Source organism: Desulfomicrobium orale DSM 12838 (assembly GCF_001553625.1).
Taxonomy (GTDB): Bacteria; Desulfobacterota; Desulfovibrionia; order Desulfovibrionales; family Desulfomicrobiaceae; genus Desulfomicrobium; species Desulfomicrobium orale.
In genome coordinates, this window is record NZ_CP014230.1 from 1,274,309 (window position 1) to 1,295,021 (window position 20,713).

Consider the following 20,713-nt stretch of genomic DNA (forward strand, 5'->3'; position numbering starts at 1 on the left):
GGCTGCGGGCCGCAGGGGCCGGGTTTCAGCCATCCGGCCGGGGTTCTTCCTCTATTCGCGTCCGGTTTTTTTGAGATGAATTTCCAGGCAGGAGATAGCTGCGGGCGTGATGCCCGAGATACGGCCCGCCTGCCCCAGGGTCCGGGGCCGGATCCTGTCCAGTTTTTCCACCGCCTCGCGGGACAGCCCCGCCACCCGGGCATAGTCCATATCCTCGGGCAGGACAGCCTGTTCCTGCTGTTCGGAATGGGCCGCAAGTTCTCTTTGGCGGTCCAGATAGCCCTCGTATTTGACCTGAATTTCCGCCTCTTCCAATGCCTCGGCCCCGAAGTCTAAAAGTTCCGGCCAAAGCGGTGCAAGATTCCCGATGCCGAGCTCCGGCTGGCGCAGCAGTTCCTTCAGGCTGATGGCCTTCTGCGGCAGCCGGCCGCCCAGAGAGTCCACCAGTTCCCTGGTTGCGGCATCGGGCCGGATGCGGATGGACCGCAGGCCGTCCATGATGGCGGCAAGTTCCGCCTGCTTGCGGGTAAAGCGTGCCCACCGGCTGTCGTCCACCAGACCGAGACGGCGGCCGACGGGGGTCAGACGTTCGTCGGCATTGTCTTCGCGCAGCATCAGGCGATGCTCGGCCCGGGAGGTGAACATGCGGTAGGGTTCGAGGGTGCCCTTGGTGATCAGGTCGTCCACCAGCACGGCCACATACGCCTGGGCCCGGGTCAGTATCAGTTCCGGCTCGCCGGACAGGGCCAGGGCTGCGTTGATGGCCGCCCACAGCCCCTGCCCGGCGGCTTCTTCGTATCCGGAGGTGCCGTTGATCTGCCCGGCCAGATACAGCCCGGCCACGGCTTTGGTTTCCAGGGTGGGCTTGAGTTGCACGGGCGGGACGAAATCGTACTCGATGGCGTAGCCCGGACGCACGATCTGGGCCTTCTCCAGACCGGGAATGGAGGCCACCAGAGCTTTCTGCACATCCAGAGGCAGGCTGGTGGGGATGCCGTTGGGATAGACCTCGAAGCTGTCCAGTCCTTCGGGTTCGACGAAAATCTGGTGCCGGTCCTTGTCCGGAAAACGGGCGATCTTGTCCTCGATGGACGGACAATAGCGCGCGCCCGTGCCTTTGATCACTCCGGTGAACATGGGCGAGCGGTCGAAGCCGGACCGGATGATGTCGTGGGTGCGTTCCGTGGTCCAGGTCATGTGGCAGGAAACCTGGGGCAGGGAGACGCCCGGGCTGTCGAAGCTGAAGGGCCGGGGCGGGTTGTCGCCGGGCTGCTCCTCCATGACGCCGTAGTCCACCGAGGATTTGAGCAGCCTGGGCACGGTGCCGGTCTTGAGCCTGCCCAGCTCCAGCCCCAGTTCGCGCAGACTGCCGGAGAGCCCGTGGCTGGCCGGGTCGCCGTAGCGTCCGCCGCTGAAGTGATGCAGTCCCACATGGATGAGTCCCTGCAGGAACGTGCCCGTGGTCAGCAGGGCGGCCCGGCAGGGGATGGTTTCGCCGAGAGTGGTGACCACGCCGGTGATTCGTCCCCGCTCCACGGCCAGGGAGGCGGCGGTTTCCTGGCGGACAAAGAGCCCCGGTGTGTTGAAAATATCCTTCTGCACGGCCCTGATGTATGCGGCGCGGTCGATCTGCGCCCGTGTGGAGCGCACAGCCGGGCCCTTGCGGGTGTTCAGGACGCGGAACTGGATGCCCGCCTGATCCGCCCATTTGCCCATCATGCCGCCCAGCGCGTCGATTTCGCGGACCATGTGCCCCTTGGCCAGCCCGCCGATGGCCGGATTGCACGAAAGATGGCCGATGCGGTCGGCGTTTATGGTCAGCAGCAGCGTCCGCATGCCCATGCGCGCTGCGGCCATGGCCGCCTCGCACCCGGCGTGGCCGGCTCCGACCACGACCAGATCGAAGCGTTCGGGCATGGCGGGAATGGTCATCTGTCCTCCGGAGAATCGAAAAGCAGACGGGCGAAGACACGCGCGTCGGCCAGGGTGGCCCGGATGGAGGAATGCTCGTTGGGCTGGTGGGCCGTGTGCATGAGGGTGCTCCAGCACACGGCGGGCAGTCCGCGCCTTCTGAAGCACGCAGCCACGGTGCCCCCGCCGATGCCCATGACGCGGGGGGCGATTCCGCGCTCCAGGCGCAGGGCGTCGGTCAGGCGGGTGACCACGGGGCTGTCCTCGGGAGTGAACGGTGCGGCCTGCTCGCGGGTGACGGCTGTAAAGGAGATGGACACACCCCGCTTGGCCTCCACCGCGTCGCAGAGGGCGCGGATTTCGGTCTCGATCTGTTCCAGCGTATATTCGGGCAGCACCCGGCAATCGAGGTAAAAGACATCCTGGCCGGGGATGGTGTTCACGTTGGGCACGTTGGCTTCTTTCCTGGTCGGAGCGAAGGTGGAGCGAGGCGGGCAGAAGAGCGGGTTTTCCAGAGAGAAAACGCCGCCCAGACGCTCCAGATCCAGAATCAGGGCCGAGGCCGCCGTCAGGGCGTTGATGCCCTGCTCCGGCGTGGAGGCGTGGCACTGCCTGCCGCATACCGTAAACCGGAACCAGAATACGCTTTTTTCAGAGATTTCGATGCTGCCGCCGTCTGCGGTCCCGAAATCCGGGATGAGAATCAGGTCATCCGGGCGGAAAAGTTCGGGACGGTGGCGCAGGACATACTCGATGCCCAGCTCGCTTCCCGTTTCCTCGTCCGCGGCCAGCAGAATGCCGAGGGATAGCCCGGTCCTGGCGCCTGTGGTTTCCAGCGCCCGCAAAAGCAGCAGGGAACTGACCAGACCCTGATGGTTATCCTCCACGCCCCGGCCGTAAATGAGATCGCCGTCCCGGTGCAGCGTGAACGGATCTGTTTCCCACAGGGCGGGATCACCCGGAGGAACGACGTCCGTGTGGGCGATAAGCCACAGCGTGCGGGCGCTTTCACCCGGCCGGCGGACCACGATGCTCGGGCGGAAGCCGCAGGGCACGCGCTCGTCGGGAGCCTGGATCTGTTCCCGGGCCGTTCCCGGGAACTGTTCCAGATACGTGTACAGCCAAGCTGCCTTGGCCTCCTCCCCGGAGCCGCCATTGGTCGGGCCGAGGGCTGGAAGGGCGACCAGATTTCGCTGGAGCGCGAGCAGTTCGTCTTCACTTCTGTCGATACATTCCAAAACGGCGTGGGGCATGGCGTTTGTCCGCAGTCAATCGGCTGGCGGTGAAAAAAAAGGCAGGAAATCTCCTGCCTCGTAAACCGCACGAATGGATGGGGAAACTATTTTCCCTTGGCGGCGCGCTTGGACGCCTTGAGGGGGTTGACCTTGGCTTTGGCCTTGGCCGCGGTTTTCACGTGCGTCGAGAAATTACAGTTGCCAAGTCTCCATTTCACGGCGGGCTGAGGATACGATCCACAGTACTTGGCGCCTTCAAATTCCTTGATCCGTTCACAGCCTTCGCACTGTTCCACAATCTGGTTCATGATCATGCCGTTGACCTGCACTCCCTGCTCGGTTTTGACGGCATTGCCGAAATCTGCTGCCATAAGGCTCCTCCATGATGTTGGCCTGTGCCGCGCCTGCAAGCCGGTGGGTAGCGGCATTTGGGTGAGCCACCGGAAATCTGGCTTCCTTTTCCAATCCGCGGGAAAAGTCAAGCCGTCTGCCGAGCCGGGCTCCGAGCGGTAAAAGTGTGCTGCCGCCAAGGCCTGCGGCATCACTTTTCCGGGGAATCCGGCGAGGGCAGGTTGCTGAAATCGAGCTGAATGTCGTCCTCGTTTTCAGGAGCGGGTTGAGGATTCTTATGATTTTCCACCTGGGAGAGCATCGCTTCCAGGTCCGGAATGGACAAGTCCTCCTGCTTGGCGGCTGCGGGCGGTTGCGGACTGTCGCTGACCAGATCGCTGAAGTCGAGCTCCATGACGTCCTCGTCCGGGGGAGTGACCGGCGGCGGGGAGACCGGTGTCGCGCCTGCCTGCGGCGCGCCCAGAGAGAAGTCGATTTCCGGTACCGCGACCGTTCCGTCATGGGCCGGCTTCTGGACCGGAGAAGATGGCGGAGCCTGCGGAGGCTGCAGAAAATCGTCGGAAAAGTCGTCCAGGTCGTCCATGGCGGCCGCAGCGGATTGTCCCACCGGAGACCTCTCCGCCGCATTCTGCGGTTTCGGCGTTTCCGGAGCGGAAGGTTCCCAGTGACGGCTGCCGGTCAGCCAGTTCAGGAAGAGAGCCTTTCTTGTCTCCTCCCAGTTCGCCCCGCATTTCGGGCAGGTACTCAGGCTGTCTGAGGCATGGAATTTACATTTTTTGCAATACATGGAGAGGTCCTGTTGAAGACGATCGTTTGTGTTTTACCCTGATACCGGATGGAAAGAGCTTATGCAATCCGGCGGAAGGCCGGAAGTCTTTACCGGAACAGGCCGGTCTGGATTGCGGGGCTATTCCGGAGGCTTTCTGCGCAGCCTGTCGGCAAATATCCTGGTGGCAGCGGCGAAGATGCCGCAGCTTATGCCCATGAAAAAGGCTTTCACCGGTTCGTATCCGAACCAGCTGGCGATCATGCCGATGGAGCCGCCCACCAGAACTCCGCGCAAAACGGCGTGGCTCGGGGAATTTTCAGATGGTCTTTCGTTCATTGCGTACCTGCCGGCTGTTGAGGCTGAGTGCCCATGATTGTGTGCAGCTGGCCGAGAATGCGGTTTTTATAGAACAGCACGGCATCTTCGTTGGACATGATCATATCCAGCTGTCTGGTGTGGATGAGCAGATGTCCGAGGATTTCCAGGCGTTTCTCCACAAAATTCTGCTCACAGTCGTCGATGCGGGCAAAAAGTGCGTCTTCCCGCGTTCTGGTCTGAAAACCGAATTCGTCGAGCAGTTCTCCCACGAAGCGTGTCCGGCGTTCCCGGCGGTGATAGTCGGCCGCGCCGCCCTTGAACTGGAAGCGGATGTAGTTTTCCCTCGGCCTCGGACCGGCCAGGGCTTCGACGGAGGTGAAGTGGTAGCCGAACCGGGACTGCAGGTTGCAGAACTGCCTGGAGATCATGAAATAGTTTTTTTCGGAGTAGCTCGAAGCCATGGCCGGTTCGAGATTCGTATTGGTTGCGGACTGAAACAGAACCGACAGAAAGCCCTTCCCGTCGAGGCTTGGCGGACCCTCCCAGGGAAAGGCCACGATGCCGCGCCAGATGGCCAGCATGGGGATGGATGCGATGTTGTCCAGAGGGACCGTCTTGCCTCCGGTTTCCTTTATGAAACCGTCGTCGAGATTGATGATCCACCACTGCATCGGGGTGATGGTCTTCAGCTGCTTGCTGGACCGGGAAAAATTGTGATCCCGTCCGAAACTGAACATCTCCTGTACGGATTTTTCGTGGCAGAACCGGGTAATGTCGTGCAGGGTCCGGCAATTGGCAGGTTTGAAATCAAGAGCATCCGGGTTGAGAAGATTCAGGGGCGTGATGAAGCGGTTTACGCGCAGCAGCGTCTGAAAGACGGGACTTCCTTCCATCATGCCGGGCTTGATTGGCTTTCCGTCCAGCAGTTCCTGCTGTTGTCCCGCGTACACGGCCGTGTTGTCCGCATCCAGGGTGATTTCCTGCCCGGCGGTGAAGTGGGCCGGAGCCTCCCGCACTCCGAAAAGAGCGGGCACGCCGAATTCGCGAGCCACGTTGGCCAGGTGTCCGGCCACGCTGCCCTGCTCGGTGATAATGCCCGCGCATCTGTTCAGGACGGCGGCCCATTTGGGAGAGGCCTCCACGCAGACCAGAATGGGGTTCTCGGGCAGCGTCAGGATGTCCACGTCTTTTCTGACGATATGGACCACGCCGCAAGCCGCGCCGGGGCTGGCCGTGTTGCCTTCCCGGAACAGCGGCGGCGTGTCCGGTACCGGGACTTTGGCGCTTTGGCGCACCTCCAGGGGGCGCGCTTGCAGCAGGACAAGCCGTCCCTGAGGCGTGAAGGTCCATTCGATATCCTGCGGGCAGCCGTAGTGGGCTTCGACGCGTGCCGCTGTTTCAGCCAGCTGCAGTATCTGCGCGTCGTTCAGGGTGGCTTCGGCCTGCTGCCGTTCATCGACGGACATCCGGCGGACTCCTTCGGCAGCGGAACAGACCAGGGCCATGTTTTTGAGCGGCACGCTGCGCGCCACGATCTCCGGGGGATTCTTTTTTTCCACCGTGAACTGGTCGCAGGCGGCGGTGCCGTCCACCACGCCTTTGGCCACGCCCCAGGTAGAGACGATATGAATGCACGTATCCTCCCGGTCCAGAGGGTTGACCGTGTAGGCCACGCCTCCGGCCAGGGATTCGGCCATGCTCAGACAGCCCACGGCCATGCTGGTTTCGTCGTCGCGGATGCCCCTCATGTAGCGATAGCTCACGGCATGGGGGGAATATTTGCTGGCGACGATTTCCTTGTATCCGTCGATGAGGCTGTCCCGTCCCAGATTGAGCAGCGACCGGTGCTGCCCGGCGAAAGACGCTCCGGCGCTGTCTTCGCCCAGAGCGCTGGAGCGCAGCGCCACGCGCACCCCCCGTTCTTCCCGCTCGCACAGGCGGTCGTAGGCCGAAAGAATCTCCTCTTCCAGCCCGGCGGGCACCGGCGCGGCGAGAATCATGTTCTGGATTTTGGCGCACAGCTCAAGCAGGGAGGAGTTCTGCTCCTCCGCGTCCTCGTCTTCGGCACGCCGTCTGTCATCTCCGGCGAAATAGCCGGCCATGGAATGACCCAGAACCAGACAATTGATTTCTTCCCAGAGATCGGACTGGCGCATGAACTCCGCATAGGCCCGCGCGGTGATGGCGAAGCCGTCGGGAACCGTCATGTGGAGGACATTTCTGAGTTCTCCGAGATTGGCCATCTTGCCGCCCACATCCGCCGTATCGGCGGCGGTGATTCGCGACAGTTCCAGTATCCGTCCGGGCTGGCCGCCGGATGTCTTCACCTGCAGCTCCGCCTGTATTTCCATCTGGATCGAGCGCATGACTCCGGGCAGGTCTTCGTATTTTTCCGGAGCCAGCAGGCGCATGTTTTCCACGATGGCATAGACCTTGGCCGTCGCGGCCGTGGCGCGGGATCGCAGGAAATGCATGCCGAAATGACGGTGTCCGCGGGCGGCTTCTTCCAGTTCGGTCATGATGTCGAGGGCGGCGTTGTTGGCCGAGAGCAGCCGCCGGAAGGTCTGGTATCTGATCTTGAACTGGGCCTCCTCCCGCGCGCTGTCTTCCGGCGGGAGAGGAGACGGTGGGGAGAAGATGTTTTTGATCCGCTGTATCAGGTGCATGGGAGCTCCGGAGAAAAATGGCCGCCGGGAGAATTCTGCCGGTCCGCGCGGAATGTGCCACAAAAGGCCGGGGCATAGCAACGGCGGGTGGGCTCTGCGCCGCACGGGCGTACGGCCGGGTTTATTTCCCGCCGTTTTCCATGCGGAAGAATCGGTCCACGTGCATGGCGATCATGCCGTCATCGTCGAGTTTCCAGTCCAGATCGCGGACAGAGGCCAGCAGCCGGCCCAGAGTCCGCAGCCGCCGCTGAAAACGTTCCTCGTCATATTTGCGCATCTCGGCTTTGAGGGAGTCGCCGTTCTGGTCGACCCTGAATCCCATCCGGCGCAGGATTCCGGCCAGCACCATGGCCCTGCGCACGCGCTGCTCGTAGGCGGCGGCCCCGCCCTTGAAGGAAAAGGTGACGTAATTGTCGTTGATGACCGGGCCGCAGTAGGAATCCACCGTGGCGAAGTGGTGCCCCAGACGGCCGCTGAAATTCATGTATTTACTGGAAATGACGGCGTAGCTCGCGGCGCCGGCAACGGAGGGAGTGTACGCAAGGTCCGTCATTCCTTCCAGCAGGGCTTTGAGGGGAACACAGCGCAGATTTTCGGGCTTTACCCGCGCCGTGTCCTTTCCGGACGAAATGCCTCCGCCCAGATCGAGGAGCAGAATCCTGAACGGCAGGCGGGCGTGCAGCCTCCGCGCGGCACTGTCCGTGGCGGAAAGGCTTTCTCCCAGGCCGAACATTTCCTGCATGGCCGTTTCATGGCAGAAGCGGATCACGTCGTGCAGAGTCCGGCAGCCGTCCTCGTTGAATTCGGGCGCGAGAGGATCCACCAGATTCAGCGGGTCCAGATATTTCATCGCTTCCTGAAGGGTCTTGTAGACCGGGCTGCCCTGCATCAGCTTGACGGGTTTGCGTTTGGAGAGGAGTTTCCGCACCTGGCCCGCGTAGACTGTCCCGCTGTTGGCATCCAGAGTGATTTCCGCACCGTGGGGCAGAAGGCGGGTGCCCTTGCCCACGCCGACCAGCGTGGGGATACCGAACTCCCGGGCCACGGAGGCCATGTGTCCCGTGACGGTGCCCACGTCCGTGACGATGCCGGCCACCTTGCCCATGGCCGCCACATAGGCCGGGGAGGTCTGCCGGGCGACCAGGATGGCTCCCTTGGGCACATCGGCCAGAGGATGTTCTTCCCCGACCACGTAGGCCAGTCCCGAAGCCACGCCCAGAGCCGCCGACTGTCCTCCATGGATGAGCGGTGGATGGCCGGGAATTTCCCGCTGCATGGTTTGCTCCGTTTCCTCCACCCGTCCTAGGGGCCGGGTCTGGAGGATGAAAATCCGGTCATTTTCGTCCACAGCCCATTCCATGTCCATCGGGATGCCGTAATGCTCTTCCAGGCGCAGGCCGTATCCGGCGATGTCGGCGATCTGTCCGGGCGTCAGGCTGGGCTTTTCTCGCAACGCTTCGGACACGGGCGTGGACACAATGCCGCCGTGCTCCAGCAGGGAGAACCCGGCGGCCTTGTACGCGATGTCCTCCGAGAGGATGCGCAGCCCCTCCCGGCCGATGCGCCAGGAGTCCACATCGGCGGAACCGTCCACCACGCTGACTCCGAGCCCCCAGGCCGAAGCCAGCAGCAGATCGTCGCCGCTGGCGGTGTTGGGGTCCGCTGTGTAGAGCACACCGCTGGATTTGGCCTGAATCATGGGCAGCACCAGAACGCTCATCATCACGTCCTGTTCGGAATATCCCTTGCTGCGGCGGTAGAACACGGCCCGGGCGGTGAAGGCGCTGGCCACCACCGCGCACCAGGCCCGGGGCAGGGATTCGGGCGGCGCACCGAGCACCGTCGCGTGCTGCCCGGCAAAAGATGCGGATGAATCCTCGCAGACCGCCGATGAACGCACGGCCAGCCGCACGCCGGGACCGCACAGAGTGCGCATTTCTCCTGCCTTTTCCCGCAGGGCCGCTTCCAGGCGCGGAGGCAGGGGCGCGGTCATGACGCGTTCACTCATTTTGGCGCAGATCCGTTCGAGGCTCGCGATGTCGGAAATGTCCATCTCGGCCAGCTGCCGGAGGAAGTTATCCAGAAGCCCCGCTTCCTGCAGGAAAAGGGCTGCCGCCGAGGCTGTCACGGCAAAGCCGGGAGGCGTGGGCAGTCCGACTCTGGCGCGGATTTCTCCCAGATTGGCGGCCTTGCCGCCCACTTCCTCCACGTCTTCCAGTCTGACGGCGTCCAGAGGCAGAAGCAGTGTGGGGCTGTCGAAAGTCCGTTTCCGGGAAAGAATCTCCAGAGCACTATGGCAGATGGACTCCACTTTTTCGAACAGGCCGCAGAAGCGCCCCGCACACATGGCGTTCAGGTCCTCCACCAGCGCACAGCTTTGCTCCGCGAGCGTGCGGGTCAGGGTGCGGGCGTCGTCCAGGGTGAAAGAGCGGCCTTCATACAGCATGCGTTCCAGAATGGTCATCTTTTCCAGAATGACATTGTTTTTGGCCAGCAGGCTTTTGAAGAACAGATACTTGCGCCGCAATTGGGGATGGATCGCGGGCAGCCGCCGCACGCCTTCCGGGCTCATGATCCGTCCTCCGCGTCTTCCCGGGGCCGCGCTTCCCGGGGAAGGACGACCGTAACCGTGGTGCCCTGCCCCGCTTTGCTGTCCACGCGGATGCTTCCTCCGAGCCGCTGGAGGATGCCGTGACAGATGGACAGGCCGAGTCCGGCCCCCTTGCCGGGGTCTTTGGTGGTGAAAAAGGGGTCGAATATTCTGGGGAGATTGTCTTCGGGGATGCCGAAGCCGGTGTCCCGGATGCGGAAGAATGCACTCCCGTCGCCGGTCGGACCGGAGGATATGGTCAACCGGCCGCCCTGGGGCATGGCGTCCAGAGCGTTGCCCATGAGATGCAGCAGAACCTGTCTGAGCAGGGACGGTTCGGTGTGGATGCGGGGCATGGGCGCTGTTTCCTCCTCTACCTCCACGTTTTTCTGGGCGGCGTCCCTGCGGCGCAGGGTGAGGGTGTCCGCTATCAGGGTGCTCAGGTCCACATCGCGAACGGTGCCTTCGGTCCTGCCGCCAAAGATCAGCAGCTTGTGGGTGACTTCCCTGCATCTGGCGGTCTGGAGCGTGATCTGGCGCAGGGCGTTGCGCAGGTCCCCGGCGTCGGGCGTGTCGCGGATGGATTCGCGTTTCAGGACATCCTGCATCCACCCGGCCTCCTCTCCGATGATGGCCAGAGGATTGTTGATTTCGTGGGCGATGCCCGTGCCCAGCTGGCCGATGGAATCCAGCTTCCGGACCAGCATACGCTGTTCTTCCGACTGCCTTTGCCGCTCGGCGGATTTTCGCCGGGACTTTTCGATTTTGGCGATGGTCAGGCCGAAGGAACAGACCAGCACCAGAAAAACGGCCAGCCCGCCTCCGGCCAGAGGGATGAGCCGGGCGTCGGCCGATTGCGTCATCTCCCGTTCGTCCCACTGGACCACGATCCGCCATCCGGAATGGGCGGTCGGCAGGACGGCGGACCACAGCCGGGTGCCGCCCCAGGTTCTGGCGTACACTTTGTCGGGTGATTGCCCGGTAAGCCCGTCCACCCGGTTCAAAAGCGCGCCATGCAGGACGGAGCGGGATTGCAAAATGCCTTCCGCGTTGATCAGAAAAACTTCGCCGGTGCGTCCGAGCCGGAATTCTTCCAGAAAAGCGTTGAACAGGCGGGCGTTGACTGCCAGGCAGAGAACACGATTCCGGTCGAGGGCCGTAGCGATGTAAAAGTGGGGCAGGCCGTCGGGGCCGGTGTGTGCATCCGTGATATGAAAGGCCGCGTCTGGAACGGTGGAAATGACCGTGTCCGGACTGGGGGCATCGGCAGGAAAGCGTCCGGCCGTGATCCACCGGTTGGCAGTCCGCAGACCCAGTCCTTCGGCCCAGCCGTACGCCGCGTGCAGGCTCTCCCAGAAGGCGGCCATGCGTTGCCCGACGTGCTGCTCCGGCTCCCCGCGCAGTTCCGAGCCAAGAAGAGACAGGGCAGCGTGGGCGGCGCTTATCTTTTCGTGGAGAAGTTCCTGATTTCGCCGGGCGGCAAGCGAGATGTCTTCTTTATTTCCATCCAGGAATTCCTGGCGGATACAGAATCCGGCATGAACGAGGATTCCGGCCACAGCCAGCAGTACGGGGATGCCGAGCCAGACGAGCAGGACGCGGAAAAGCTCCGTGCGTGGGAGAGTTGTTTCGTAGCGGTGGAACATGGGGCCTCGGTGGTGTGCCTGTTGGATTGGAAGGAGAAATCTTGCCGACATAATAGAGGATGCGAGGAGGACTGGCAAACGTATCCACGGTGGATTCTTTTGCGGGTGCGGAGAAAATTCTCTTGTGAACGGTATTCGGGAGGAATATAGATATTCCTTCTGTCGGGCAGAATTCTGTCGCTGGACTCAAGCCGGTGCACATGGTCTGGAGAGGAGAAAATGTTTACGAATTTTGGGAAAAGATTGTTGATCGGTCTGGCGGTGGCCGCCTTTCTGGTGGGAGTCCATGCCGCGGTGGTGTACTCCACTGTGGGATAGCCGGCCGCCTTTCAGGCGTCGCAAAAAAAGCTCCGTGCGTTGGCGCGGAGCTTTTTTGTTTGGAAAAGTGAAAGACGGCAGGCAGGTGCCTGCCGTCTTTCTGGAGGTGAGGATGGCGTTATGAGGGCAGATTGGCGAGATTGTCGGCAATCCGCTCGTAAAGCCAGTTTCCGTGGCCGATGTGCTTGCCGACAATGCGCAGGCTGATGCCGAGGCACCTTCTGGCCCGGTCGTTGCGTTGCTGCTGGGCGTAAACAAGAGCCAGACTATTCAGAATTTTCGCCTTCACCATGGGTAGCGGCGTCCGGCGCAGCCCTCCCAGAGCGTTCATGAGCAAGGCTTCAGCCCGGTCATGCTGGCGCATGTTGGAAAGCTCCATGGCTTTTTTGCACTGTCTGGCCGCCTTGATGGCGGGGTGGGAGCATCTGGGAGGGTTGAGCGGTACCATCTTGCTGTCTCTCGTCTTGGTTACGCGTTCCGGCTTCACCAGCCGTCGTGCGCTGATTTTTCGAATCAGAATTCTATGCGAAGCTGGCGCCGGCCTGATGGATGATCACGGCCACCATGTAGGCTAGCGCCGTGTTGAAGATCACCGAGAAACCGGCCCATTTCCATCCGAGCTCCCGGCCGATGACCGCCACGGTGACAAAGCAGGGCGCGTACAGGAGCACGAAAGCGATAAGACTCAGCGCCACCCAGACGTTCCAGGCCGGATCGCCGCGCAGGCGGTCCGACAGGGAGGCGCTTTCTTCCGGATCCACTTCGCCCAGAGAATATGCCGTGCCCAGAGTGGAGACGATGACTTCCTTGGCGGCGAATCCCCCGAGCAGGGCGATATTGGTCCGCCAGTCGAATCCGGCCAGACGGGATACGGGCTCCAGCGCCGTCCCCACCTTTCCGGCCAGGGAATGCCGCAGAGCTTCCTGATTCCGGGCGTTATCCACCGTAGCCAGAGCTTCGGCCTTCTCCTCGTCGCTGGACCATTGTCCGGCTTCGATGCTCGCTTTTTGTGCTTCAAAGGCGGCGTCCCGTTCTTCGGGCAGGCCGGGGAAGGTCATGGCCGCCCAGAGCAGCACGGAAATGGCCAGAATAATGGTACCGGCTTTCTTGATATACTGCCAGGCCCGTTCCCAGGTGTGCAGGCACAGCCCGCGCAGGGTGGGCATGCGGTAGGGCGGCAGTTCCATGACAAAGGGAGTGGCCTGCCCCTTGATGGCGGTGGAACGCAGCAGGCGGGCCGTCAGCAGGGCCATGCTCCATCCGGCAGAGTGATCCAGAACAGGGCCTTGGCTCCCGCGCCGGGGAAAAACGCCGCGGCCAGCAGGAGAAAAACGGGAACCTTGGCTCCACAGCTCAGAAACGGGGCCGTCAGCACTGTGGCGATTTTTTCCCTGGGGCTGCGCAGCGTGCGCGCGGCCATGACGCCGGGCACGGCGCATCCGCCGGGTATGCCGCCGGAGATGATGAACGGCATGACGGAGCAGCCGTGCAGTCCGAACGCCCTGAAGACCCGGTCCAGCATGTAGGCCATGCGGGCCATGTATCCCGAGTCCTCAAGGATGGAGAGAAAGAAAAACATGATGATGAGCGGGACAAACCCGAGCACGCCGCCCACACCGTCGATGATGCCGGAAACCAGCAGGAAGCTGAGCAGCCCTTCCGGCAGATTGGCGGAAACGGTTTCTCCGAGCCATCCGAAAAAGCCTTCCACCCAGCCCATGGGGATTTCCCCCACGGCGAATGTCATCTCGAACATGAGATAGATGATGGCGAACATGAGGATGGGGCCGAGCAGACGGTGGGTCAGGAACGCATCCAGCCTGTCCGTCAGGTCGAATCGCTGCTGCGTGGAAGGCCTGGTAATGACTCTGTCCTTGAGCAGTGCCGAGATGAACCCGTAACGGTAATCCGCCACAAGGGCTTCCGTGTCCATGTTCAGGGTTTTCTGACAGTGCCCGCCCAGAGTCTTGGCGATTTCCTGAAGTCTGGTGTGCACATCGGGATTGGCCGCTTGCCCTCTGGACAGGATTCCCGGATCGTTTTCCAGATATTTGATGGCCACCCAGCGGGCGGGACAATGCTGCCCCAGAAAGCCGGAAGACTGGATCAGGCCCTGCATTTCTTCCAGAGCCTTGTCCAGGTCCGCCCCGTAGGAAATATACAGCGGTTCCGGCCGCGCTTTGCCGCGTATGGCGTCGCAGGCTGTTTCCAGCAGGCCTTCCTTTCCCTCTCCGCTGCGCGCGACCATTTCCAGCACCGGCAGGCCGAGCAGGGAAGCCAGACGCTTGGTGTCGATGGTCACGCCCTTGCGGCGGACCTCGTCCATCATGTTCAGAACCACGATGACGGGCATGCCGAGTTCCAGAATCTGGAGCACAAGATACAGGGAACGTTCCAGATTGGTGGCGTCGAGCACGGTCACCACCGCGTCGGGATCGTTTTCCATCAGAAAATTGCGCGCCACCACCTCATCCTGAGTGTAGGCGGTCAGCGAATAGGTGCCGGGAAGATCCACCACCGTCACGTCGAGTTCATTGATTTTCAGGCGGCCTTCACGCTTTTCCACCGTGATGCCGGGGTAGTTGCCTACGTGCTGTCTTGAGCCGGTCAGACTGTTGAACAAGGTGGTCTTTCCGGAATTGGGGTTGCCCATCAGGGCCATGGTCGCGTTCATGAGCAGACTCCGGCGGCCCGCAGAGTCTCGACCATGATCAGGTCGGCCTCACTGTTGCGCAGGGTCAGGGTGCAGCCTTTCAGCCGCAGGGCCACGGGATCTTTCAGCGGGGCGCGGCCGACCACGGTGATCTGGGCGCCGGGGACCAGTCCCATGTCCCTTATCCGCCGGCCAAGCTCGCCCGATGCGGTAACGGTGGTAATCGTGCCTGATTCGTTTATGAGCACTGATCGCAGGGAAGTGCTTTCCGCCATGTGTTTTCCGTCGTCAGCAGGCTGTGTTCACGTTTCGCCTGTTAATGGTCAAAGATTGGATGTATTTTTCCGGGAAGAATCGCAGTCGCATGGCGCGTTCTGGATGGAATGGCTGCAGGTGGAATGTGAGCTTTCCGTTGACCCGCAGGAGCACCCGCACCCGCATCCTTTTCTTCTGCCCAGTCGGATGACCACATAAACGACGGCCGCTAGAATAATACCCAGTGTGATGAAAAGGTCGAGACTCATAGCTGACTCCAAAGAGGTTATCATTCGCCTTGATTAACTTTTTAGGAGCTTTTCCCGCAGAGGGTCAAGGAGAAAGTTAGGAGATACGAATTTAGTCTCAGGAAAGAAGTCGCGGCGTACATGTTGGTCATTCATCCACGCCCTCAGACAGTTCGTGCCCACTCCCTCAGCACGCCGGCAGGCTTGTACATGCTGCCGGCCATTCCTGTGCTTTCTGGGTATTTTCATCCTTTGGAATACGGGGTTTTGATCTGCACATGGTCCGAAAGGCCATGCCAAGTCGGCTGCGTACAGACTATGCCAGGGGCCTGAACGTTCCGGCTCTGATGATGTTTCACGCACCTTGCCACGAACGGAGGTTTATGCAAGGAAGCTGGAAAACCAACATGCCCAAGGAGGTTGCCTATGAAATCCGCGTTTCGTGCTTTTTTTATTCTGGCCCTGCTTGTATTGCTGGGTTCTCCGGTTTATCCGGCCGGGCTCATTGACATTAATACCGCCTCTGTGGAGGAATTGACTAGTCTTCCGGGTATCGGCCCGGCCTTGGCGGAAAAGATTGTGGAGCGCCGGGCGGTCAAACCCTTTTCTTCGGCTGAAGACCTTATGGATGTGAAAGGCATCGGTCCAGCCAAATATGAAGCCATCAAGGGTATGGTTTCCGTAGGCGGTGCCGGTGGGTCCACCATGCGGGGCGCGGCCGCCAAGGAGAAAGGGGAAGACATGCTCAAGAAGACCCAGAAGAAAGGCATGGACAAGGCTTCGGAAATGACCGAGGAACTCGCGCCCAAGAAAAAATGACCCATTGAGAATCGGACTGAACCGGCTCGCTCAGGCGGGCCGGTTTTTTATGTAATGCAGACTCAGGCCCCAACAGGTTGAAATCACGAAATGAAAAAAGCTCTGATTACCGGGATAACCGGGCAGGACGGTGCATATCTCGCCGAATTTCTTCTGGAAAAAGGATATGAAGTGCACGGCATCAAACGCCGGGCCTCGCTGTTCAATACCGATCGCATTGATCATCTCTATCAGGACCCGCACGAAAAAGGCCGCCGGATGTTTCTCCATTACGGCGACCTGACCGATGGCCCGAATCTGATCCGCATCCTGCAGCAGGTGCGTCCCGACGAGGTCTACAATCTCGCGGCCCAGAGCCATGTCAAGGTGTCTTTCGAGTCGCCGGAATACACCACCGATGTGAACGCCCTGGGCACATTGCGGCTTCTGGAGGGAATCCGTCTGCTGGGGCTGGAAGGGAAAACCCGTTTCTATCAGGCGTCCACGTCGGAGCTTTTCGGGCAGGTGCGCGAGGTGCCCCAGACCGAGACAACACCTTTCTATCCGCGCTCCCCATACGCTTGCGCCAAACTCTACGCTTACTGGATTACGGTCAATTACCGGGAGGCTTACAATCTGTATGCCTGCAATGGTATTTTGTTCAATCATGAATCGCCGCTGCGCGGGGAAACCTTTGTCACCCGCAAGATCACCCGCGCCTTGTCCCGCATTTATCTCGGCCTGCAGGACTGTCTGTACATGGGCAACCTGAATGCCCTGAGGGACTGGGGGCATGCGCGGGACTATGTGGAAATGCAGTGGCTCATGCTCCAGCAGGACAGGCCGGACGATTATGTCATCGCCACGGGGGAGCAGCACTCCGTGCGGGAGTGCATCGAGCTGGCCGCACGCGAGCTGGGCCTAGCCATCCGCTGGGAAGGGCAAGGAGTGGAGGAGAAGGGAATCAACGCGGCCAATGGCAAGACCATTGTCGCTGTGGACGCCAAGTATTTTCGGCCGACAGAGGTGGAAACTCTGCTTGGAAACCCTTCCAAGGCGCATGAAAAGCTCGGCTGGGCGCCGCGCATCACTTTTTCCGAATTGGTGCGCGAAATGGTGGCCGCCGATCTGGAAGAAGCCAAACGCGATGAACTTTGCCAGCGCGCTGGTTTTCGCGTGGCGCCGCACCAGGAGTAGTAAAGTGAGGCTGTTTGCTGTGGCGGCAGCGTAACGCCGGGGTTTGTTGCTGATACGTGCTGCTTTGTCCGGAGATATTATGTCCTCTTTCATGCCCGCATCCGCCAAAATTTTTATCGCCGGTGCTTCCGGCATGGTCGGAAGCGCTTTGACGCGGTGTCTGTTGCAGGCTGGGTACGAAAATCTTGTGGGGAGCTATCACCACCGCCATCCGGACAGCCGAATGTTCATCGAGGCGGACGCGGATATATCGCCTTCTGGGTTGCGGCTGGAAAGACTGGACCTGACCCGGCAGGAGGCGGTGGAGACTTTTTTTGACCGGGAACGGCCGGACTTTGTGTTTCTGGCCGCTGCCAGGGTCGGAGGCATCCAGGCCAACAACATATTTCCGGCCCAGTTTATCGGCGACAATCTGGCTATCCAGACTCATGTGTTGCAGGCGGCCGTAAAAAATAAGGTGAACCGCCTGTTGTTTCTGGGCTCGTCGTGTATTTATCCCAAGCTTGCGCCCCAGCCTTTGCGCGAGGAGTATCTTCTTTCCGGCCCTTTGGAGCCTACCAACGAGCCATATGCCGTGGCCAAGATTGCGGGCATCAAGATGTGCGAAGCCTGCAACCGTCAGTACGGCACGCGCTTTGTGGCGGTCATGCCCACCAATCTTTACGGCCCGCATGATAATTTCGATCTGCAATCATCTCATGTCGTGCCGGCCCTTCTGCGCAAGTTCCATGAGGCCAAGCTCTCGGGCGAAGCTGTCACGGTCTGGGGGACAGGCCGCCCGCTCCGGGAATTTCTGCATGTGGACGATATGGCCGAGGCCTCGGTTTTTGTCATGAACCTGCCGGAAGATGTATTCACCCGAACTTTTCTGGCCTATCCGCAGCCATGCTTCCTGAACGTGGGAACGGGTGAGGATTTGACCATCGGAGATTTGGCCGGGCTGTTGGCCGAGGTTACGGGCTTTGATGGCGATGTGCGCTTTGACGCCTCCCTGCCGGATGGCACACCGCGAAAAGTGCTTGATGTCTCCCGATTGAAGGCGCTGGGGTGGTCGCCGCGCATTGCCCTGCCCGATGGTCTCGCTCGGACCTATTCGTGGTATTTGAATCAGAAAGATTCATTTTACCGCTGAATATCTTATTTGGGGTCATGCTTGGCAGAGCGGTTTATGATTGACTATGAAGCTGAGGGTGACAATGAAAAACAAACAGTCAGGGTGTTCAAAAAATTTCAGAGGCAAAAATTCGGCAAAATAACTGAGCTCTTTTTCACCGCAGATGTAACCATCTCTCCTAACAGGTGAAGTCGAGGTTAACAAAAGTTACTTCGGCACACGTCGCGTCAAGAACGTCAGAGGATGGGAGTCAGAGGGAAGTCATTGTATTTTACCTTGGTAAGTAATAGGCGTGTTTATACCGAGATCATTCCTGATTCTCAAATCTACCTTTCAAGGCGTCATTTGGAGCCATGTGAAGTCAGTGGAATCTATTTTGAATGGCTGGTGCGGCTACAACAGTCTTGTAGATTTGGATTATCAAAAGTATTTCTAAGTCAGAAGTAATAAGCTCGCCAGCAAACACTGGCATGCTAGGGTATGCTTGCAAACTATCTGACCCAAATCATTGAAGCTGCTAGGTAAACGAAAGAGAGAAAAGTCTGGGAAAGCTTTTCATAACGTGTTGCTACTCTGCGCTACTCTTTGATTTTACTGAAAAAACATTCAACAAGGTGTCGTTCCTTATAAAGATGCCGATCATACCGACGAGGTGTTTTACGATTTGAGCGTGGAGGAATAACTACGGTACAGCCTCTTGCTTCAAGGAGTTGAACCAATGGTTCGCTGTCCATTGCTGTCCGGCTAAGCGATGTAATCTAACAGTGTGAAGTTATATGAATTATCGAATTTTCGTCGTCTGGGATTCAGGAGTTCATCCAAGGATGCCTCGCCGAGCAGGTTGAGTTGAATGAGCTGGAAGAGTTGCTGTACGGAGAGTCCGAGACGGCTGAGGAATTTCTGGTACGCGAGGAGCAGGTAAACCGTCAGGGCCGTGTAAATCTGGATCAGGACAGCGTTTTCCGAGTTGCCGACGAAGGTCTTTATGCGCAAATTTTGTTTGATTTCCTTGAAGAAGAGCTCGATTTGCCAGCGGTCTTTATAGATGTCGGCGATGGTTTTCGCCGAAAGCCGGAAATGGTTGGTCAAAAATTCGTAGTGTTTCCCGGTTTCCTGGTCACGATAGCCGATACGGCGCAAGCGTAAGGATTTTCCCCGGCTGGAGACTTCAATGATGTGATCGGAAGTAACGCCGGTCTTGCGATTCACGAGGCGGCGCTCCAGGAGTTTGAAAACGGCGTTGCGCTTGAGCCGGGTCACAAAAAAGACACCCTTTGCCCCGAGGATCCGAAACCAGGGATAGCTGATGAAGCCCTTGTCAAAGACCACGATGGAGCCCCTGGGCAACTCCATAGCCTGAGCTATGCGGCTTTCATGGGTTTTGGCGTCGGTGACGGTTGCGAAAGCCGGGATATGGCCATCGTGATCCAGCAAGGTATGTACTTTGACGCCGCCCTTGGCCTGCCGAAACGAGGCCCAGGGAAAAAGCGACAGGCAAAGCTTTATGGTGGTGGCGTCCAGACTGAACAATTTGGATTTGAAACGGAATTTGTGCTTCGGGGCTTTTGCGGCGCACAGGCCGTACATCTCGGCGAACAGATCCTTGAAAAAGCCTACGGGGCGAGAATTGTTCGCGTCAGCAAAGGTCGAGCGGGCCACGTTTTTCAGTCCCCAGTGATACAGGCGGTTTCCCGCAGCCTCAAGGCAGCGCAGGCCATCGCGCATGGAACGTCTTGCGGCAAGCTGGATGAAGGCCATGACCGTGAACTGCTCCTTGAAACCGAATTGACGCGACGAGCGCCCGGTTTTGTGCCGTCTTTCGAGTTTCTGAAAAACATGTCTGGGAATCAGAGATAGCGTCTGGGAGAATAGTGTATTATGGTGACTCAAGTCCAGAATCTCCTTGTGTGGCAAGATGTTGTGGTGATTTCTTTTACCACACATCGCTGAGATTTTGGACTCTTTTCTTATCCCTTAGCCGGACAGCAATGTTCGCTGTCATAACCTTTATCGGCAATAACAGTGCAATCGCAAACCCCTTCGAGTAATTGTGGCGCAACATTGATATCCGCACATTCACCTCCTGTAAGGAAAAACGATACGGGGTTGCCGAGCGCGTCTGCCTGTGCATGCAGTTTGGAGGTAAAACCTCCGCGACTGCGGCCCAAAGCTTGTCTATGCTGCCCCCTTTTGCGCCAGCCGAATGTTTGTGGGCATGGATGTACACACCGTCAATCATCACCGCTTCGAGATCGGGGTCAGACGCCAGAGCGAGAAAGACTGCTTTCCAGAATCTTTTTATCTGTCAACGCCGAAAGCGGGAATATACGGCATTCCATGACCCATACTCTTCCGGCAGGGCCCTCCAGGGAGCCCCGGTGCGCAGCAACCAGATGATTGCATTTATGAATGTTCGTTTATCTTTGGCCGGACGGCCGCCTTTGGGCGAGCCTTCGAGCGGCAGAACGGGCTCAAGCCGCTGCCAGGTTTCATCGGAAATGTCGGTATAGCATATGTTCAAAAGCTACACCAAGCCACGCCGGTTATAAAGTTTGCAAACACATCTTAGGATTCGATTCATTCGGATCAGAGGCTTGGCGAAACATACTATTCTCGTTTGAAAGAATGAGAATTTCACTTTAAT

At 59.5% G+C, this 20,713-nt stretch carries 16 protein-coding genes and 1 pseudogene; 3 read left to right on the forward strand and 14 right to left on the reverse strand.

All coding sequences use genetic code 11. The annotated features are described in order from the left end of the window. Positions 1-51 precede the first annotated feature (51 nt). The 11 genes and pseudogenes from mnmG to AXF15_RS05795 form a co-directional block, all read right to left on the reverse strand. Positions 52-1,932: a tRNA uridine-5-carboxymethylaminomethyl(34) synthesis enzyme MnmG gene (mnmG, locus tag AXF15_RS05745; protein WP_066604537.1), complete on the reverse strand. Its 1,881-nt coding sequence runs from the start codon at positions 1,930-1,932 to the stop codon at positions 52-54. After that, positions 1,929-3,164, reverse strand: a complete 1,236-nt coding sequence (locus tag AXF15_RS05750) for a M20 family metallo-hydrolase (RefSeq protein WP_066604541.1) — start codon at positions 3,162-3,164, stop codon at positions 1,929-1,931. The genes mnmG and AXF15_RS05750 overlap by 4 nt, the downstream gene beginning before the upstream one ends. Positions 3,165-3,250: 86 nt before the next feature. Then, the gene (locus tag AXF15_RS05755; RefSeq protein ID WP_066604544.1) at positions 3,251-3,517 is read right to left on the reverse strand and encodes a PxxKW family cysteine-rich protein; all 267 of its coding nucleotides are present in this window, start codon (positions 3,515-3,517) and stop codon (positions 3,251-3,253) included. Positions 3,518-3,687: 170 nt separating this feature from the next. Beyond that, entirely contained in the window at positions 3,688-4,104 is a 417-nt protein-coding gene (locus tag AXF15_RS05760; protein ID WP_151192298.1) for a hypothetical protein, read from the reverse strand. 300 nt (positions 4,105-4,404) lie between these two features. Further along, on the reverse strand, positions 4,405-4,602 hold the full coding sequence (locus AXF15_RS05765) for a hypothetical protein (protein ID WP_066604549.1): 198 nt from the start codon (positions 4,600-4,602) through the stop codon (positions 4,405-4,407). After that, positions 4,599-7,250: a PEP/pyruvate-binding domain-containing protein gene (locus AXF15_RS05770; protein WP_066604555.1), complete on the reverse strand. Its 2,652-nt coding sequence runs from the start codon at positions 7,248-7,250 to the stop codon at positions 4,599-4,601. The genes AXF15_RS05765 and AXF15_RS05770 overlap by 4 nt, the downstream gene beginning before the upstream one ends. Positions 7,251-7,371: 121 nt before the next feature. After that, positions 7,372-9,822 carry a PEP/pyruvate-binding domain-containing protein gene (locus AXF15_RS05775; RefSeq protein ID WP_066604557.1) on the reverse strand — a complete coding sequence of 817 codons (2,451 nt, stop codon included), beginning with the start codon at positions 9,820-9,822 and terminating at the stop codon, positions 7,372-7,374. Further along, on the reverse strand, positions 9,819-11,486 hold the full coding sequence (locus AXF15_RS05780) for a sensor histidine kinase (protein ID WP_066604558.1): 1,668 nt from the start codon (positions 11,484-11,486) through the stop codon (positions 9,819-9,821). The genes AXF15_RS05775 and AXF15_RS05780 overlap by 4 nt, the downstream gene beginning before the upstream one ends. A gap of 436 nt (positions 11,487-11,922) precedes the next feature. Continuing rightward, entirely contained in the window at positions 11,923-12,291 is a 369-nt protein-coding gene (locus AXF15_RS05785) for a hypothetical protein (RefSeq protein WP_151192299.1), read from the reverse strand. A 34-nt stretch (positions 12,292-12,325) separates the two neighbouring features. After that, positions 12,326-14,478 (reverse strand): annotated as a pseudogene (gene feoB, locus AXF15_RS05790) (ferrous iron transport protein B). Further along, positions 14,475-14,732 carry a FeoA family protein gene (locus AXF15_RS05795; RefSeq protein ID WP_066604568.1) on the reverse strand — a complete coding sequence of 86 codons (258 nt, stop codon included), beginning with the start codon at positions 14,730-14,732 and terminating at the stop codon, positions 14,475-14,477. The pseudogene feoB and the gene AXF15_RS05795 overlap by 4 nt, the downstream one beginning before the upstream one ends. A gap of 654 nt (positions 14,733-15,386) precedes the next feature. On the opposite strand from AXF15_RS05795, the gene AXF15_RS05800 reads away from it, so the two are divergent. The 3 genes from AXF15_RS05800 (at position 15,387) to AXF15_RS05810 (ending at position 18,087) form a co-directional block, all read left to right on the forward strand. Next, positions 15,387-15,779 carry a ComEA family DNA-binding protein gene (locus AXF15_RS05800; protein WP_066604570.1) on the forward strand — a complete coding sequence of 131 codons (393 nt, stop codon included), beginning with the start codon at positions 15,387-15,389 and terminating at the stop codon, positions 15,777-15,779. Positions 15,780-15,869: 90 nt separating this feature from the next. Continuing rightward, positions 15,870-16,955: a GDP-mannose 4,6-dehydratase gene (gene gmd / locus AXF15_RS05805; protein WP_066604573.1), complete on the forward strand. Its 1,086-nt coding sequence runs from the start codon at positions 15,870-15,872 to the stop codon at positions 16,953-16,955. Positions 16,956-17,046: 91 nt separating this feature from the next. Next, positions 17,047-18,087, forward strand: a complete 1,041-nt coding sequence (locus AXF15_RS05810) for a GDP-L-fucose synthase family protein (RefSeq protein ID WP_066608721.1) — start codon at positions 17,047-17,049, stop codon at positions 18,085-18,087. Between the two features lie 726 nt (positions 18,088-18,813). Here the strand turns inward: AXF15_RS05810 and AXF15_RS05815 are convergent. From AXF15_RS05815 to AXF15_RS13465, 3 genes are all read right to left on the reverse strand, one after another. After that, the gene (locus AXF15_RS05815; protein WP_236884767.1) at positions 18,814-20,013 is read right to left on the reverse strand and encodes an IS4 family transposase; all 1,200 of its coding nucleotides are present in this window, start codon (positions 20,011-20,013) and stop codon (positions 18,814-18,816) included. A 23-nt stretch (positions 20,014-20,036) separates the two neighbouring features. Then, a complete protein-coding gene (locus tag AXF15_RS14835; RefSeq protein ID WP_083517898.1) occupies positions 20,037-20,237 on the reverse strand; it encodes a transposase in 201 nt (66 codons plus the stop codon). A 137-nt stretch (positions 20,238-20,374) separates the two neighbouring features. Continuing rightward, positions 20,375-20,590, reverse strand: a complete 216-nt coding sequence (locus AXF15_RS13465; protein WP_083517899.1) for a transposase — start codon at positions 20,588-20,590, stop codon at positions 20,375-20,377. Between the last annotated feature and the right edge of the window lie 123 nt (positions 20,591-20,713).

Bases quoted from the DNA above. Each gene is read 5' to 3' on its own strand.
- mnmG (WP_066604537.1), bottom strand. From the start codon at position 1,932: ATGACCATTCCCGCCATGCCCGAACGCTTCGATCTGGTCGTGGTCGGA.
- AXF15_RS05750 (WP_066604541.1), bottom strand. From the start codon at position 3,164: ATGCCCCACGCCGTTTTGGAATGTATCGACAGAAGTGAAGACGAACTG.
- AXF15_RS05755 (WP_066604544.1), bottom strand. From the start codon at position 3,517: ATGGCAGCAGATTTCGGCAATGCCGTCAAAACCGAGCAGGGAGTGCAG.
- AXF15_RS05765 (WP_066604549.1), bottom strand. From the start codon at position 4,602: ATGAACGAAAGACCATCTGAAAATTCCCCGAGCCACGCCGTTTTGCGC.
- AXF15_RS05770 (WP_066604555.1), bottom strand. From the start codon at position 7,250: ATGCACCTGATACAGCGGATCAAAAACATCTTCTCCCCACCGTCTCCT.
- AXF15_RS05775 (WP_066604557.1), bottom strand. From the start codon at position 9,822: ATGAGCCCGGAAGGCGTGCGGCGGCTGCCCGCGATCCATCCCCAATTG.
- AXF15_RS05780 (WP_066604558.1), bottom strand. From the start codon at position 11,486: ATGTTCCACCGCTACGAAACAACTCTCCCACGCACGGAGCTTTTCCGC.
- AXF15_RS05795 (WP_066604568.1), bottom strand. From the start codon at position 14,732: ATGGCGGAAAGCACTTCCCTGCGATCAGTGCTCATAAACGAATCAGGC.
- AXF15_RS05800 (WP_066604570.1), top strand. From the start codon at position 15,387: ATGAAATCCGCGTTTCGTGCTTTTTTTATTCTGGCCCTGCTTGTATTG.
- gmd (WP_066604573.1), top strand. From the start codon at position 15,870: ATGAAAAAAGCTCTGATTACCGGGATAACCGGGCAGGACGGTGCATAT.
- AXF15_RS05810 (WP_066608721.1), top strand. From the start codon at position 17,047: ATGCCCGCATCCGCCAAAATTTTTATCGCCGGTGCTTCCGGCATGGTC.
- AXF15_RS05815 (WP_236884767.1), bottom strand. From the start codon at position 20,013: ATGTGTGGTAAAAGAAATCACCACAACATCTTGCCACACAAGGAGATT.